The sequence below is a fragment of the Roseobacter sp. HKCC-CH-9208 genome (genome assembly GCF_037805125.1).
Lineage (GTDB): Bacteria > Pseudomonadota > Alphaproteobacteria > Rhodobacterales > Rhodobacteraceae > M30B80.
In genome coordinates this window covers 1,185,689-1,201,466 of sequence record NZ_JBBLYK010000001.1, presented here as the reverse complement: position 1 = coordinate 1,201,466, position 15,778 = coordinate 1,185,689, and the positions used below count along the sequence as shown (strand labels likewise).

The window sequence follows — 15,778 nt, the reverse complement described above, 5'->3', positions numbered from 1 at the left end:
TGACTCTGCGATGGCAGCGGCGAGACAGTAACACTGGATAAGAATCACCGAAGGGTCTGCCTGTGCGGTTTTCCAGATTACGCTTGAACGGCTTTAAAAGCTTTGTTGACCCGACCGAATTGGTGATTTCGGACGGTCTTACGGGCGTGGTTGGCCCCAATGGCTGTGGCAAGTCTAATCTTCTGGAAGCGTTGCGGTGGGTCATGGGCGAGAACCGCGCCTCGGCGATGCGCGGCGGCGGTATGGAAGATGTGATTTTCGCGGGGGCGGCCACGCGGCCTGCGCGTAACTTCGCAGAAGTATCCCTTAGCATCGACAATCAAGACCGTCTCGCACCCGCAGGGTTTAACGAGGATGACACCCTTGAAGTCGTGCGCCGTATTACCCGCGATGCAGGATCTGCCTACAAGGCCAATGGCAAAGACACGCGTGCGCGCGATGTGCAGATGCTGTTTGCGGATGCCTCAACAGGCGCGCATAGCCCCGCCTTGGTGCGGCAGGGTCAGATTTCGGAGTTGATCAACGCAAAACCACGCGCAAGACGGCGGGTTCTTGAAGAGGCTGCGGGTATCTCGGGCCTCTATCAGCGCCGTCATGAGGCCGAGCTAAAGCTGAAGGGTGCAGAAACCAATCTCACCCGTGTTGATGATGTGATTGAACAACTGGCGGGGCAATTATCCTCGCTTGCTCGGCAGGCACGCCAAGCCGCGCGGTATCGCGAGATCGGGACAGAGCTGCGCCAAGCCGAAGGGATGCTGTTATATTTGCGGTGGCGAGAGGCAGATCAGGCCCGCGCACGCGCTGAGGAAACCTTGCGCTTGGCCGTGCAATCTGCGGCGCAGGCTGAGGCGGCCGCGGTCAAGGCCGCCCAAGCGCGTGAGGAGGCCGAAGCCGCCCTTCCCCCTAAACGGGAGGAGGAGGCAATTGCCGCCGCAATTTTGCAGCGGCTGACTGTAGAGCGCGAAACGCTGCAAGCCGAAGATTTCCGTGTTCGTCAAGCGATTGAAGGTTTGGAAGCACGGATTGAACAACTGACCCGTGACATTGGTCGCGAGGACAGCCTTAACACGGATGCAAGCGAAACAGTGGCCAAGCTGATGGAGGAGCGCGAAGCCCTCTTTGAGGCGCGTAAAGGCCATGATGAGGCGCTGAAGGCAGCGTCACTTGCGGCCGCTGATGCCGCTGAGGTTTTGGCCGATTGTGAAACGGGCCTCAGTCAGCTGACAGAAGACGCGGCGCGTCTTGCAGCGCGCCATCAATCCGCAGAGCGCATTGTTTCTGACGCCCGCGCGGCCCTTGAGCGGAACCGCGCCGAGGCGGAAAAGGCACGGCTTGCGGCGGCGGAAGCCGAAGCGCGCTTGGCCGAAGTGAGCCACGATGTAGACACAGCACAAACCGCTTTGGCCAGTGCGACAGAGCAAGCAAACCAAGCTGAGGCTGCATTGGCACAGGCCGAAGCAGATCGCGCCACCGCACAAAGCGAAGAGGGCGAGGCCCGCGCGGCTTTGGCTGAGGCCAATGGCACGCTCAGCACGCTTGAGTCCGAAGTGCGCGCATTGCGCCGCCTGCTTGAGCGTGAGCAGGGCGCGGCGGAGCAATTGCTGGATCATGTGAAGGTGGATGTGGGTTTTGAGGCCGCCGTTGGGGCGGCCTTAGCCGATGACCTCAAGGCCCCGATCCGCGCAGATGGTCTGGCAACACGGCTGACGGGGTGGCTTGGTCTGGATCAATATGCCAATCCCCAACCCTTGCCCCAAGGGGCGATTTGTTTGGCCGATGTCACCCGCGCGCCGCGCGTATTGGCGCGGCGTTTGTCGCAGGTCGGTATTGTCGATGCGGCAGATGGGGCGCGGTTGCAAAAGGATCTTTTGCCAGGTCAGCGCTTGGTCAGCCGCGAGGGTGATCTCTGGCGGTGGGACGGCTATAGCCTTGCATCTGAGGACAGCTCAAGCGCGGCTGCACGGCGCTTGCAGCAGGTCAATCAACTGGAAAAGTTGGACCAGGAATTGACTGCGGCCAAGGATGCCGCCGATGCCGCCCGCAGCCGTCATGACGAAATTTCAGCACGCCTCATTGCTGCAAGCGAGGCAGATAAAACTGCCCGCCAATCGCGCCGTGACGCCGATAGTGCGATGGCCGAAGCCAGCCGCTTCTTGTCGCGCGCCGAAGCAGAGCGCAATATTTTGGCGGGTCGTCTTGAGACATTGAACCAAGCCGTCAGCCGCCATGGCGAGGAAGCCGCAAGTGCCGAGCGGCAATTGGTTGAAGCTGAGGTGGGGCAAAAAGCCCTTGAAGACCTCACGACAATGCGCGCGCGGGTTGAAAGCGCGAAATCGACAGTCGAGGCTGCGCGCCTGACGATGTTGGCCAAACGCACGGCGCATGACGAGATCAAACGCGAAGGCGAAGCGCGGGAACGCCGCATTGACCAAATTGCAAGCGAAGTAGATGGGTGGCAAAAGCGTCTTGATACCGCCAAGTCCCGCATGGCAGAGTTGAACACCCGCCGCATTGAGGCCGAGGCTCAATTGCAAGATGCGAAGAACAAACCCGACCATCTTGCGGGCCAGCGCGCAGAATTGGCGCAAAAGATCAAAGATGCCGAGGCACGCAAGGCGGCTGCCGCAGATGCGTTGGGCGTTGCAGAAGGTATTGCGCGCACCGCGACATCTGCTGAGCGTGATGCCGAACGCAGCGCCTCGGATGCCCGCGAAGCCCGTGCGGCTGCCGAAGCGCGGCGCGATGGTGCGGCAGAATCCGTTGCCCATGCAGCAGAGCGCATCCATGAGGAGATGGAAGTCACCCCTGACGCGTTGTTAGAGCAATTAGAGACAGACCCGACCGATATGGCCTCGGCTGAAAAGCTTGAAGGCGATGTTATGCGCCTGCGCCGTCAGCGGGATGCGCTTGGTGCGGTTAACCTGCGGGCTGAGGAGGATGCGCGCGAAGTCCAAACCGAGCATGACACGTTGCTGTCAGAAAAGCAGGATCTTGAGGCTGCCATTTCAAAGCTGCGTTCGGGGATTGCGGCCTTGAACAAAGAAGGGCGCGAGCGTCTTTTGACAGCCTTTGATGAGGTCAACCGCAATTTCGGACAGTTGTTTAGTCACCTCTTTGGCGGTGGTGAAGCGCGGCTTGTTTTGGTCGAAAGCGATGACCCTCTGGAAGCGGGGCTTGAGATCCTGTGCCAACCGCCGGGCAAGAAACTCTCCACCTTGTCACTGTTGTCGGGGGGGGAACAAACCCTTACCGCGCTTGCGCTTATCTTCGCGGTATTCTTGGCCAATCCTGCGCCAATCTGTGTGTTGGACGAGGTGGATGCGCCTTTGGACGATGCCAACGTGACCCGTTTCTGCGATATGTTGGACGAGATGACCCGCCGCACCAAAACGCGCTTCTTGATCATCACGCACCATGCTGTGACGATGGCGCGGATGGATCGCTTGTTCGGCGTCACAATGGCCGAGCAAGGTGTCAGCCAATTGGTCAGTGTTGATCTGAAAAAGGCTGAGGCCTTGGTCGCCTAGGTGGCCAAGACCGCCAAAAGTAAGACAGCAAACACAAATGCGGCCCATGATTTCCAAAGGATCGTAACCGCGTTCGAAATATCGCTGCGGGTGGCCTCTGCCCGTCCTGCGGCGTTCAGGCTTGGGTGATCGCTGAGATGCCCATGATAACTGCGCGGGCCTGCCAATGTGATATCAAGCGCGCCTGCCATTGCGGCTTCGGGCCATCCTGCATTGGGGCTTGGGTGCTTTGAGGCGTCCTCGCGCATCACCGCCCAAGCCGCAGGTTTGCCGCAAACAGCGGCAATCAGTGCCCCGCTGAGACGGGCAGGGATGTAGTTGAGGATGTCGTCAAACTTGGCGGCAGCAAACCCAAATTCCTCATGTCGCGGGGTGCGGTGGCCAATCATGCTGTCGGCTGTGTTCACGAGTTTGTAGAGCAACACGCCAGGTAGCCCGAGGATAAGAAACCAAAAGGCAGGGGCAATCACCCCGTCTGAAAAATTTTCAGCCGCAGATTCAATCGCGGCACAGCTGATTTCGCTTTCACCCAATTCAGCCGTGTCCCGCCCTACGATATCGCTGAGCGCGCGGCGGGCTTCGGGCAGCGATAGGCCCAAAGCATCGCGCACGGCCAAGACATGGGATATGAGGCTGCGCTGTGCGATAAGGATGGCTGCAAGCAGGATTGAGATCACCTCTCCATAGGGCAACAGCGCGATTGTGGCCCCAAGTCCCAAAGCGCCAAGGGACAGAAGCGCCATAACCGTCACGCCTGCGCTGCGTGCAGCCGCGTTTTCGGTGTTGTAGCGGCGATCTGCCCAAGCAATGATCCGCCCCATCACCACGGCAGGATGGGGGATGCGCTGCCACAGCATGCGCGGTTCGCCAAACAGGGCATCAAGGCCAAGCGCCAGAACCAAGAGGGCAGCGGTTTCCGTGATCATGCCAATGCCTTTTCCAACCTTGTCCAGTCTTCGGGTGCATGGGGTAAGCCCAGTCTGATCATAGAGGTGGAATAGGGAAAGATGCGTGTCCAGATGTGATGCTGCGCAAGCTTGGATTGCAGGGCCGCAGCGTTGCCAACATGGAACAGTCGAAACAGGCTTGTGCCGCGCGGATCATTTGCACCTGCCGCCGCCATCAGCGCATCAAGCCGCGCCGCGTCTTGCGCCAATCTGCGGCGGGTATCTTCGGCCCATGCGGGATCACGCAAGGCCCGCGCCCCGATCACAAGGGCGGGGCCTGAAACAGACCATGGGCCCATGACCGCCCGCAAACGGGCAATCGTGTCGGGGGCGGCGATGACAAAGCCAAGGCGCAGACCTGCAAGGCCCCAGAATTTCCCAAAGCTTTTAAGCACAATATCGCGACTGTTTTCTGCGATTTTGGGCAGGTGGCTTGCCTCAGGCATCACATCGCAGAAACTTTCATCATAGACGCGGATTTTGTCACCGACTGGTGCAGGCGCGAGGCGACCATCGGGGTTGTTGGGGTGGACATAGATCGCAAGCGCGGCGCTGCCTTGGGATATCGTCCAACCTGCACCCTCGAAACTGGCCGCCCATTCATTATAGGTGGGCATGGTGATCTGCACGGATTTGTCCAAATCCCGAAAAATCGTGGGAAATCGCGCAATTGCCGCAGAGGCGCCATGTGTTGGCAGAATATCAAGATATGCGGGAACCGACCAAAATGCGCGCGCGGCGGCAATCAGCGCGGCCTCAGCCCCTTGATCGGGCAGGGCGCGCCATGCATCGGCAGGCAGGTCACCGATTGGATAGGGGCAGGGGTTGATCCCTGTTGAAAGATCAAGCCAATCTGCGCGCGCCCCGCCATATTGGGCAGCCGCGGCATCAATGCCGCCCCCATGGTCACGGCTATGTTGGGTTTTGGTCGTCATGCCGCCTTAGATAGGCGATTTGTCCCGCCCCGCCTAGAGGTGGTCGCGCTCATGTGGGGCGTTGAAATCCAGCACAGGGTTAATCGGCAGGATGCGTGCGGGATTAATCATATCGTGGCTGTAATGGTAATGGCGCACGATATGATTAAAATGCACCGTATCTGCCACACCTGCCCATTGATATAGCTCGCGCGTGTAGCCCCAAAGATTGGGGTAATCGATGATCCGCTTGCGGTTGCACTTGAAATGCAGGTGATAGACCAGATCAAATCGGATTAGCGTGGTAAACAGCCGCCAATCGGCCTCGGTGATGCGTGCGCCGATCAGATAGCGGTTGCGACTGAGGCCGTCATCCAACCAATCGAGCGCCTCAAAAAGCGTATGCACAGCATCATCATAGGCCGCCTGTGAGGTCGCGAACCCTGATTTGTAGACGCCGTTATTCACCTCGTCATAAATGCGCGCATTCACTTGGTCGATCTCTTGGCGCAGTTCTTCTGGGTAGAAATCCTGCGTGTCGCCTGTGATCCCGTTAAAGGCCGAATTGAACATTCGGATAATTTCCGAACTCTCATTCGAGACGATTTTCTCGCGCTCTTTGTCCCAAAGGATTGGAACTGTAACGCGGCCCGTCATGTCGGGTGTGTCTTTGAGATAGACATCACGGGCGAAAAGCAGGCCGTAGAGTGTATCCCCCGTAGCGCCTTCAAAGTCTGTGGAAAATGTCCACCCATCCCCGAGCATATCGGGGTGCACAACGCTGACGCTGATATGGTCAGTCAGACCCTTGATGGCGCGGAAGATCATGGCGCGATTGGCCCAAGGGCACGCATGTGAAACATAAAGGTGATAGCGACCCGATTCTGCCTTGAAGCCGCCTTCACCTGAGGGGCCTGCACTGCCATCTTCGGTCACCCAGTTGCGAAACGAGGCCACACTGCGCTGGAATGCGCCGCCTGATTTTTCGGTGTCATACCAAACATCTTGCCATGTGCCATCAACCAAAAGACCCATTGGTTCTGCCTCGTCTCGCTGTTTCCTGTTGCCTCAGACCTAATGCGTGTGGCCTTTTCGTCCAACCCTAGGCCATGCAGAGGCACTCTGCGTATATGCACAGAACCCATGTTGCAAATTGGCAACTAATTTGCAGGTTGGTTAACCCGATGTTGACCAAAACCAAGCATGATCCATGTTACAGTGGGAAGTGATAGGTGTGTTATGAACGATTTTTTGCCCAAAGATGTCGTAGATGGCCTGCGCCACGCGAAGATGCGCGATCTCAAGCGCCGCGCGACCCGTTCGGTTCAGATCGGGGGGGATGTTTATGCAATCCTAGAATTCACGCCCTCAGGTTTCGCGGTTGACGCGGAAACCACCCCGCATTTGCGCGGTTTGGTGGATGTTTACGAAGGCTCTCGTCACCAATGTCAGGCGTTGATTATCGCCTCAGAACAAGATGGTGATTTGATGCGCTATGAATTCAAGCGCAACACCGCCGCCTCTGATCGCGCCGCTTTGGATTTTGAAGAAGTGACGCCACAGGTTTCGGGATACTTGACCTGATTCGACTGGAATGACGCAATAAACCGCCGCTTGTGGCCTATTTTCCAAGAATTTCGTGCGAAAATTGCGTGCAGGTCGTGTGATTTTGCGAAAGAATTTCTGACGGCTTGGATTATCCTGTGACAAAGCTTCACCTCTTTGTCGGAGAGCCAAGATGATCAAGACCCCTTACCTTTTGTTTTTGGGCGATGCGCCCGACCCTTTGGCGGCCAAAGTGGCGCAAGGTATTCGTGATTGGCGTCCTGAGAACGCAATAGGCCAATTCCGCATGGAAGGGTGTCAGGCCGATATGCGCTTGCCCGATATGACTTTGGCCGAGGCGCGCGCCGCTGGTGCGGAAACCCTCGTGATTGGCGTTGCCAATCGTGGCGGGGTGATCTCGCTTGCATGGAAAAAGGTTTTGATCGCGGCCCTAGAGGAAGGGTTTGATCTGGCCTCTGGGTTGCACAATCTGTTGCGTGATGAGCCTGATTTGGTCGCCGTAGCCAAGGCGACAGGGCGCAGTCTGCATGATGTGCGGGTGCCAAATGTGCAATATCCCATCGCTAATGGCGTAAAACGCAGCGGCAAGCGTTGCCTTGCCGTTGGCACGGATTGCTCGGTTGGGAAGATGTATACGGCGCTGGCCATGGATGCCGAGATGAAGGCGCGCGGGTTGAAATCCAGTTTCCGCGCCACGGGCCAGACAGGTATTCTGATCACAGGCGAAGGCGTGCCATTGGATGCGGTCATCGCGGATTTCATGGCAGGGGCGGTGGAATGGTTGACCCCTGATGATGACCCAGATCATTGGGATATGATCGAGGGACAGGGCAGCCTGTTCCACATTTCCTATTCTGGTGTGACCATGGCTTTGGTGCATGGGGGTCAGCCCGATGCGTTGATCTTGTGCCATGAACCAACCCGCCCCCATATGCGTGGTCTGCCCGATTATGAAATGCCAAGCCTTGAGGCGCTGCGTGATCTGGCCCTGATACTTGCACGCCAGTCTAATGCAGCGGCGCAAGTGGTGGGGATCTCAATCAACACAGCGGCATTTGGCGAGGATGAAGCCTTGGCCTATCTTGCAGAGGTTGAAAAGCGGATGGGCTTGCCTGCTGTCGATCCTTTCCGCCAAGGTGCTGCACGTCTTTGTGACGCATTGGAGGCGATATGAGTTTTACCATCACGGCCACGCCCGAAACCTTTCGCTTGGCCGAGGTTTTTACGATTTCACGCGGCTCGCGCAGTGAGGCGCAGGTGGTCACAGTCCACATCAGCCGCGATGGAATCACGGGGCGGGGCGAATCTGTGCCCTATGCGCGCTATGGCGAGAGCATAGCCTCGGTCGTGGCGCAAATAGAGTATCTGCCTGCAGGGATTGATCGTAAAAGCTTGCAGGACGCATTGCCCGCAGGGGCCGCGCGAAACGCAGTCGATTGTGCGATGTGGGACTGGGAAGCAAAATCAACGGGGCGGCCCGTTTGGGATTTGGCGGGGCTTGCGACCGCGCCGCGTGCTGAGATTACAGCCTATACCCTGTCGCTTGATACGCCCGAGCGCATGGAGGCTGCGGCAGCGCGCCATCAATCCCGCCCGCTGCTTAAGATCAAATTGGGCACGCCCGATGACATGCCGCGTCTTGAGGCGGTGCGCCGTGGTGCGCCACGCGCGCGGATCATCGTGGATGCCAATGAGGGATGGACTGTGGACAGCTACAGTGATCTTGCGCCGCATCTGATCCGTCTGGGGGTCGAGATGGTGGAGCAGCCACTTCCTGTTGGTGCCGATGATCTTTTGGCCGAAATCGCTCGCCCCTTGCCAGTTTGCGCCGATGAGTCTGCCCACGATCGTGCAAGCCTGCCTGATCTGGTGGGCAAATACGATATGGTGAACATCAAATTGGATAAAACAGGCGGTTTGACGGAGGCGCTTGCGTTGCGCGATGCGGCTGCGGCAGAGGGCTATGGGATTATGGTGGGCTGCATGGTCGGCAGTTCTCTTGCTATGGCCCCTGCGCTTCTCGTGGCACAAGGCGCGGCAATTACCGATCTTGACGGGCCGCTTCTTCTGGCAGAAGACCGTGAGCACGCTTTGACATTTGACGCAGACGGGGTGCATCCTGCGCGTCCAGAATTATGGGGATGAGTTGAGATGACGCGCATCGTGTATGTAAATGGCGAATATCTGCCCGAGGATCAGGCCAAAGTTTCGGTGTTTGATCGGGGGTTTCTGTTTGCCGATGGCGTCTATGAGGTGACCAGCGTCTTGGATGGCAAACTTATTGACTTCGAAGGCCACGCAAAACGCCTTGCCCGCTCCTTGAACGAATTGGATATGCGCGCGCCCTGCGACAGTGATCGCTTGCTTGAAATTCATCGCGAACTGGTGACGCGCAATGCCTTGGTCGATGGTATGATCTATCTACAGATCACCCGCGGCGCACCCAATGATCGCGATTTTGTCTATCCTGCCCCTGAGACAGAGCCAACCGTGGTGCTGTTCACCCAGTCCAAACCAGGTTTGGCAGAAAGCCCAATGGCAAAGACAGGGATGAAGATGATCTCTATTGACGATCAGCGATGGGGGCGGCGCGATATTAAGACTGTGCAGCTCCTTTACCCTTCGATGGGCAAGATGATGGCAAAGGCGGCTGGCTGTGACGATGCGTGGATGGTGGAAGATGGTGCCGTGACAGAAGGCACGTCAAACAATGCTTATATCATCAAGGATAGCACGATCATCACCCGCAATCTTGGCACTGAAATTTTGCATGGGATCACCCGCGCAGCGGTGCTGCGTTTCGCGCGTGAAGCACAGATGAAGGTAGAAGAACGCCCCTTCACAGTCGCCGAGGCGCAAGCGGCAGATGAGGCATTTATCACCTCGGCCTCAACCTTCGTGATGCCTGTGGTTGAACTGGATGGAACGCCTATTGGCACAGGAAAACCTGGCCCTGTGGCGACACGTTTGCGCGAGATTTACCTTGAAGAAAGCCGTAAAGCGGCAATCTGAAAAGGCCAAAAAAGAAGGGCGCGAGAGATCGCGCCCTTTTCAGTTGGAGTGGATTGTACCTTAATTTGTGAGGGTAATTGATCCCGCGGTAATTTGCGTAGGCGTAATGTTTTGCAAGGTCGCCACCAATGTGCCTGGCCCACCACCAAAGGACACAAGAACATTGGTGTTCGCGCCGTCTGCCACCAATTGCAAACTCGCCCCTGTCAGATCAGCCGAAGAACCATCTGCATTGGTCAGCAGCACTTGTAGCGTTTCGTTCGCAGTGAAATCGGCCACAATCTTATATTTTTAGACATTATTAATAAAATAAAAAAATCCAATCCTTGGAAACGGATTGTTCGCAAATCAGCAATGCATTGAAATTATTTGAGTTTCGCCTTTTAGGTGAAGTCACCCTGGGCAAACCAACCGCCTGTTATCGCCCCCCCATGGGCATAAAAAAGCCATAATCTGGCACCTTGCTCGGTGGTAATGCACCAATAATCCCGCAATCCAGTGCGCCAATTGGGGTCATCAAGCCACCATTCTGGCGCGATTCTTTCAGGGCCGATATAGGATTTCACAGTGAAATTTTGTCGCCGCCATGCAAAGCGAAATGGCGGTTCTGGGCTGTTGGGGGCATCAATAAATTCGGGCTTGAATAGGGTTAAAGGGCGCGGAAGATGCGCGCGTGGCCATAGGCTCCCAAACGGGTCTGACCATGCGGCCGCAAGAGACTTCTGTGATTTTTCGGGCAGATGGCTTTCTGCCGGATGGGGTCGGGTGATTGCTTCTAGCCCAATCCTTGTGCCAATGCGCGTGATCAGATCGTCCAAGGCGCTGCGCGCCGCATGGGCGCGCGCGGAACTATCCCCGCCTTGATGTGCGATGGCATTGCGCGCCTCGGTTTGCAGCGCCTCAAGGCGGATCATATCAAAGGCTGTAGAAGGTTCTAAATCTTTGAGGCCTTGTTCCATCTGTAATTTCAACAGGCTGTAAACGGTGCGCGCATCGGTATGGCTGCGCGCAAGCCGCAAAGTGATATGACGGCGCGCTTCGGTCATTTCGGCAAGATCAAGACGTAGGCTGCGCAGATCTCGCCCTGCTTTGTCGAGCTTTTGACACAGCGCTTCGGTTAAACGCAGGATCGCTGCATGAAGATCATCACTTGTGCCAATGGGTTCGGGAAAGCTCATGCGCACCGCGAAATAGGGCGTGCTGCGCGCGGGCGAGACAGGTTCGGCAAGACTTCCCAAAGCTTGGTCAAGGCGCTGGAGCAAAAATTGGCCAAAGCGCCGTGCCAGACCTGCGCGGGGTTGCGCAAGCAGATGGTGAATCTGATGCAGGCCAAGCCGTGCCAACCCGTCTATCGTTTCGTCCCCAAGCCTCAAAGCGGCGATAGGCAAGGGCAAAACTGCCGCGCGGGTTTCTAACGGGGGTGCGATATGAATAGACGCCTCTTTGCTTTGGCGGGCAAGTGGCGCAAATTTTGGGCTCATGTCACGCCTGCGCAAAGCGGCGCGTGCCCGCGTAGCGCGCGCTTCTTGGCTGATGGCATCACCACGGGCTTGTTGCGCTCTGCCACGACCATGTCCAAAGCGGGCCAAGGCCCAAGCTGCCCCGCGCGTATCGGCAAGCCCGATTTTCGCACTTAGCCCCAATGCCGCGAGATCGGCGCAAATGGTCTCGGCCATGGCGGTTTCTCCACCAAAAAGATGGGCGCAGCCAGAAATATCCATCACCAGACCATCTGTCCCCTCCGCCGCGATCCAAGGCGAAAATTTCTCTGCCCATCGACACAGCGCCTTGTGAAAGGCTTGTTCTTGCGCGGGGTTTTGACTGCGGGTGATCAGATTTGCACATAGCGCCATAGCGGCGCTTAACGCTTGTCCACGATAAAGCCCTGCGGCTTGTGCTTTTGGGCAGAGCGAGGAGAGAACTTGCCGATTGCCCGCTTCCGCAATCACGGCAAGTGGTTGCAGGCTCGTGCCGCGATGCAGGCGCAAGATTTGCTCCGCAGCAAGATGCGGCAAATAGATCGACAAAATGCGGCGCGTTTTGGCACGGGCCATTTGGGGGGCGGGGGCGGACATTCAAAATCATCCATCAAATGTTCACATTTTGTTCTTATTTAGTCCACGCCCCAGAAAGAGTCGAGTCCCACCTATTGCAGGCGGCGTAAAAGATCGGGGCTGGCATAGCCGTCAGGTAGGAGGCCGTTGGCAATTTGATAGGCGCGGATTGCTGCCACGCTATTGGGCCCAATCCGCCCATCGACCCCGCCTGTATCAAACCCTGCCGCGGTGAGTAGTGTTTGCAATTCTGCACGCTCACTCCGCGTTAGGACGCGATCATTGCGGGGCCATGTGGCGCGAAATCCGTTTGAACGCCCCACGATCCTATCTGACAAATGACCTAGCGCGATCACATAGCTGTCAGCGGGGTTATAGCGCTCTAGGACACCAAAATTATCGTAGACCATAAGCGCCACACCATTCGCCCCTGCGGGGAGGAGTAGCGCAGAGGGCCCATGATCTGGCAAGGGTGCACCATCCGCGAGGGTGACTGCGCGGTTGCGCCAAAAACCGGCACCGCGTTTTTCCTCACGACTGGCAAGGCGATAGTCAAATCCTTGTGGCAAGCGCACCTCTAACGCCCAAGGTTGCCCGCGCCGCCATCCTGCTTCGCTCAGGAAATTGGCGGCTGAGGCCAAGGCATCGCGCGGGTCATCGCCCCAAATATCTGCGCGACCATCGCCCGTGTAATCGACCGCATAGGCCAGATAGCTGGTTGGCATGAATTGCGTATGCCCCATTGCCCCTGCCCATGACCCTGCAAAGGCGCGGGGGCTGACCGCCCCGATCTCTAGGATTTGCAAGGCGGCGAGAAGTTCGGCTTCGAAATAGGCGCGCCTGCGCCCTTCCCATGCCAGCGTGGCCAATGCGCGCAATGTGTCTGTGTTTCCACGGAAACTGCCATAGGATGTCTCGACCCCCCAAACGGCGACAACCACCTCTCCAGGAACGCCAAATTGAGATTCGATCCGCGCCAAATCTTCGTGCCACCTTTGATAATTGGCCCGCCCGCCTTCGATGCGTTGCGTGGACACGGCGCTGTCGAGATAATCCCAAATGGGGCGCACAAATTCGGATTGATTGCCATCAAGACGCACAACCTCATCTAACGGGGTCATTCGGCCAAGGGTGGCATCTACCACTGCGGGCGAAATACCTTGTGCCACGGCGCGGGATGCGAAATCTGCGCGCCATTGAGAAAAACTTTCGCGGGGTGCAGGGTTGGATTGGGTGCTGAGCGTGGCAGGTCGTGGGTAAGGCAAGGGTGAACTGCTGACCGCTAATCCCTGAGCCAAGCTTACCTCTGTGCCAAGCGATATGAAAATGGCGGCCATAGGCGCGCACCATTGCAAGGCGTTTTGCTTCACCTGCATTTTTCTTCCCCGATACAGACCAGCAACAGCCCGCTGGCGCTTGGTTTTGCCGCTCATGGACGAACCTAGCGCGCAGAATGCATTCCGCCTAGGGGCAATCGAGATTAGGATTTTCGCTTTTTCAATTTGCGCAATTTACGATTTTTGGCTTCAGCTTGGCCCGATCTGCGCCCGCCAAAGCCGCGCTTGCCGCGTTTGCCGCCCGTGTTGGGGCGGTGTTGCGTGCCGTGAATTTCTAGTAGCTCAAGACCGATGCCGCCTGTGACGGGCAAGGCCTCCGTCAGGCGCACCAAGACGCGATCCCCAATGCCTAAGGTTAAACCCGTATCCGCACCCATCAATGTCTGGGTGTCTGCATCAAAATGGAAAAACTCGCGGCCCAAACTGCGCACGGGCAATAAGCCGTCTGCGCCTGTTTCGTCCAGTTTCACGAAGGCGCCGAACCGCGCCACACCTGAAATACGACCTGTGAATTCCGCCCCCACGCGATCCTTAAGATAGGCGGCCAGATAACGGTCGGTCGTGTCTCGCTCGGCCACCATCGCGCGGCGCTCAGCTTCCGAGATTTGTTTGGCGGTGGCGTCCAGCGTTTCGATATCTTCGGCGCTTAAGCCATCCTTGCCAAAGCCGTGAGAGGAGATCAGCGCCCGATGCACGATCAAATCGGCATAACGGCGAATGGGGGATGTGAAATGGGCATAAGCCCGCAGAGCAAGGCCAAAATGGCCGAAATTTTCGGGGTGGTAATAAGCCTGCTGCATTGAGCGCAAGGTGGAAATATTGATCAGCTCATCGTGATCCGTGCCCTCGGCCTGCGCCAAAAGTGCATTGAGATGGCGGGTCATCAACACCTGACCTTTCGCCAAAACAAGCCCCGCTGTGGCGGCCGTCTCGCGCAAAGCGTCCAGCTTGTCGGGATCGGGTTCTTCGTGAACGCGGAACAAGAGCGGCGATTTTTTCGCAATCAAAGTTTCAGCTGCGGCGACATTGGCCAGAACCATGAATTCTTCAATCAGGCGATGCGCGTCTAGCCTGTCGCGGAAGGCCACGCTTTCAACCTCGCCTTCTTCGGAGAGAATGATACGCCGCTCTGGAAGATCAAGGTCAAGCGGTTGGCGGCGCACCCGCGCCGTTTTGAGTGCCTCATAAGCCGCAAAGAGGGGCGCGATGACAGGCTCCATCAAAGCCTCGCAACGCGGGGTTGGGGCGCCGTCTTGGGCGGCCTGCGCCTCTTCGTAGGACAGAGATGCGACCGAGCGCACAAGCCCGCGATGAAAGCTTTGCGCCTTTTTCTCACCCGTTGCATCAATGACCATGCGCACGGCAAGACAGGGGCGCAAAACGCCCTCATGCAAAGAACAAAGATCCCCCGACAATCGGTCAGGCAGCATCGGCACAACGCGATCTGGGAAATAGGCAGAATTGCCGCGCTTTTTTGCCTCGCGATCAAGCGCACTGCCCGCGCGCACATAATGCGCGACATCGGCAATCGCGACCCAGATGACATGACCGCCTTTGTTCTTCGGGTCAGGGTCTGCATGCGCATAGCAGGCATCATCATGGTCGCGCGCGTCTGAGGGATCGATGGTCACGAAAGGCAGATTGGTTAAATCTTCGCGACCTGATTTTGACGCTGGTTTGGCTTTGTCAGCCTCTGCGATGACCTCGTCTGGGAAATTATCGCGCAGCCCATGTTCATGGATTGCAATAAGGCTGACCGCCTTCGGCGCGCTTGGATCGCCAAGCCGTGTCACGATGCGCGCCCGCGGCAGGCCCATGCGGGACTTTGGCCCTGCAAGCTCTGCCTCGACCAACTCGCCATCTTTTGCGGATAAGGTGGCATCTGAGGCCACGCGCCATTCTTTATCTGAGCCTTTGGTGACGGGCAAAATACGCCCACCTTCCGAGGTCGTGCGGAAAATACCAATGAATTTGCGGGGATTGGTGCCGATGCGCCGAATTAGGCGCGCGAGGTAACTGTGATCTTCGCCATGAACCTCTTGCAAACGAGCAAGGATACGGTCGCCTTCACCCAAGGCAGGATCAGCCTCACGGGGAACATATAGAATTTTTGGCGCGTCCCCCTCGCCCTGCCATTCCATCGGACGGCAGAACTGATCCCCTGCGCTATCTTCGGCCAAAACCGTCAGGATGGCCACGGGTGGTAATTTATCGGGGTCGGCATAGGTTTTCTTGGCGCGGCGCAGATGGCCTTCTTCTTCAAGCTCTTTGAGAAGGCGCTTGAGATCAATGCGCGCGGCCCCTTTGATACCAAAAGCCTTCGCGATATCGCGTTTTGAACCGGCATGTGGATGATCGGAAATCCATTGCAGGATTTCGCTTTTTGATGGGATCGCGCTCATGGCACTGCCCTAGCATGGT

General features: G+C 57.4%; 12 protein-coding genes. 5 read left to right on the top strand and 7 right to left on the bottom strand.

The annotated features are described in order from the left end of the window. Nucleotides 1-62 precede the first annotated feature (62 nt). Nucleotides 63-3,527 (top strand): chromosome segregation protein SMC, encoded by a 3,465-nt coding sequence (gene smc, locus AAC621_RS05990; RefSeq protein WP_340253125.1) that lies wholly within the window; start codon nucleotides 63-65, stop codon nucleotides 3,525-3,527. On the opposite strand, the gene cbiB is transcribed toward smc, so the two are convergent. From cbiB to AAC621_RS05975, 3 genes are read right to left on the bottom strand one after another with little or no spacing between them, the layout of a single operon-like run. Next, nucleotides 3,524-4,453 carry an adenosylcobinamide-phosphate synthase CbiB gene (gene cbiB / locus AAC621_RS05985; RefSeq protein ID WP_340253120.1) on the bottom strand — a complete coding sequence of 310 codons (930 nt, stop codon included), beginning with the start codon at nucleotides 4,451-4,453 and terminating at the stop codon, nucleotides 3,524-3,526. The genes smc and cbiB overlap by 4 nt on opposite strands. Then, nucleotides 4,450-5,409 carry a threonine-phosphate decarboxylase gene (locus AAC621_RS05980; RefSeq protein ID WP_340253115.1) on the bottom strand — a complete coding sequence of 320 codons (960 nt, stop codon included), beginning with the start codon at nucleotides 5,407-5,409 and terminating at the stop codon, nucleotides 4,450-4,452. The genes cbiB and AAC621_RS05980 overlap by 4 nt, the downstream gene beginning before the upstream one ends. Nucleotides 5,410-5,442: 33 nt before the next feature. Then, the gene (locus AAC621_RS05975) at nucleotides 5,443-6,423 is read right to left on the bottom strand and encodes a glutathione S-transferase family protein (protein WP_340253110.1); all 981 of its coding nucleotides are present in this window, start codon (nucleotides 6,421-6,423) and stop codon (nucleotides 5,443-5,445) included. Between the two features lie 204 nt (nucleotides 6,424-6,627). Here AAC621_RS05975 and AAC621_RS05970 point away from each other — a divergent pair, with 204 nt between their 5' ends. The 4 genes from AAC621_RS05970 to AAC621_RS05955 all read left to right on the top strand — a co-directional run bounded on the left by AAC621_RS05970 (nucleotide 6,628) and on the right by AAC621_RS05955 (nucleotide 9,966). Next, entirely contained in the window at nucleotides 6,628-6,972 is a 345-nt protein-coding gene (locus tag AAC621_RS05970) for a hypothetical protein (protein ID WP_340253106.1), read from the top strand. A gap of 154 nt (nucleotides 6,973-7,126) precedes the next feature. Beyond that, entirely contained in the window at nucleotides 7,127-8,128 is a 1,002-nt protein-coding gene (dgcN, locus tag AAC621_RS05965; RefSeq protein WP_340253104.1) for an N-acetyltransferase DgcN, read from the top strand. Next, entirely contained in the window at nucleotides 8,125-9,099 is a 975-nt protein-coding gene (gene dgcA, locus AAC621_RS05960) for an N-acetyl-D-Glu racemase DgcA (RefSeq protein ID WP_340253101.1), read from the top strand. Before dgcN ends, dgcA begins: the two co-directional genes overlap by 4 nt. Nucleotides 9,100-9,105: 6 nt before the next feature. Continuing rightward, nucleotides 9,106-9,966, top strand: a complete 861-nt coding sequence (locus AAC621_RS05955) for a D-amino-acid transaminase (protein WP_340253099.1) — start codon at nucleotides 9,106-9,108, stop codon at nucleotides 9,964-9,966. 60 nt (nucleotides 9,967-10,026) lie between these two features. On the opposite strand, the gene AAC621_RS05950 is transcribed toward AAC621_RS05955, so the two are convergent. The 4 genes from AAC621_RS05950 to rnr form a co-directional block, all read right to left on the bottom strand. After that, nucleotides 10,027-10,245 carry a hypothetical protein gene (locus tag AAC621_RS05950; RefSeq protein ID WP_340253096.1) on the bottom strand — a complete coding sequence of 73 codons (219 nt, stop codon included), beginning with the start codon at nucleotides 10,243-10,245 and terminating at the stop codon, nucleotides 10,027-10,029. Nucleotides 10,246-10,349: 104 nt separating this feature from the next. After that, complete coding sequence (locus AAC621_RS05945) at nucleotides 10,350-12,041, bottom strand: Y-family DNA polymerase (RefSeq protein ID WP_340253093.1); 1,692 nt, start codon at nucleotides 12,039-12,041, stop codon at nucleotides 10,350-10,352. 71 nt (nucleotides 12,042-12,112) lie between these two features. After that, nucleotides 12,113-13,357: a lytic murein transglycosylase gene (locus AAC621_RS05940; protein WP_340253091.1), complete on the bottom strand. Its 1,245-nt coding sequence runs from the start codon at nucleotides 13,355-13,357 to the stop codon at nucleotides 12,113-12,115. Between the two features lie 143 nt (nucleotides 13,358-13,500). Further along, on the bottom strand, nucleotides 13,501-15,759 hold the full coding sequence (rnr, locus tag AAC621_RS05935) for a ribonuclease R (RefSeq protein WP_340253089.1): 2,259 nt from the start codon (nucleotides 15,757-15,759) through the stop codon (nucleotides 13,501-13,503). Between the last annotated feature and the right edge of the window lie 19 nt (nucleotides 15,760-15,778).

Coding starts and splice junctions, on each gene's coding strand:
- cbiB (WP_340253120.1), bottom strand. CDS start 4,453: ATGATCACGGAAACCGCTGCCCTCTTGGTTCTGGCGCTTGGCCTTGAT.
- AAC621_RS05980 (WP_340253115.1), bottom strand. CDS start 5,409: ATGACGACCAAAACCCAACATAGCCGTGACCATGGGGGCGGCATTGAT.
- AAC621_RS05975 (WP_340253110.1), bottom strand. CDS start 6,423: ATGGGTCTTTTGGTTGATGGCACATGGCAAGATGTTTGGTATGACACC.
- AAC621_RS05970 (WP_340253106.1), top strand. CDS start 6,628: ATGAACGATTTTTTGCCCAAAGATGTCGTAGATGGCCTGCGCCACGCG.
- dgcN (WP_340253104.1), top strand. CDS start 7,127: ATGATCAAGACCCCTTACCTTTTGTTTTTGGGCGATGCGCCCGACCCT.
- dgcA (WP_340253101.1), top strand. CDS start 8,125: ATGAGTTTTACCATCACGGCCACGCCCGAAACCTTTCGCTTGGCCGAG.
- AAC621_RS05955 (WP_340253099.1), top strand. CDS start 9,106: ATGACGCGCATCGTGTATGTAAATGGCGAATATCTGCCCGAGGATCAG.
- AAC621_RS05945 (WP_340253093.1), bottom strand. CDS start 12,041: ATGTCCGCCCCCGCCCCCCAAATGGCCCGTGCCAAAACGCGCCGCATT.
- AAC621_RS05940 (WP_340253091.1), bottom strand. CDS start 13,357: ATGGCCGCCATTTTCATATCGCTTGGCACAGAGGTAAGCTTGGCTCAG.
- rnr (WP_340253089.1), bottom strand. CDS start 15,759: ATGAGCGCGATCCCATCAAAAAGCGAAATCCTGCAATGGATTTCCGAT.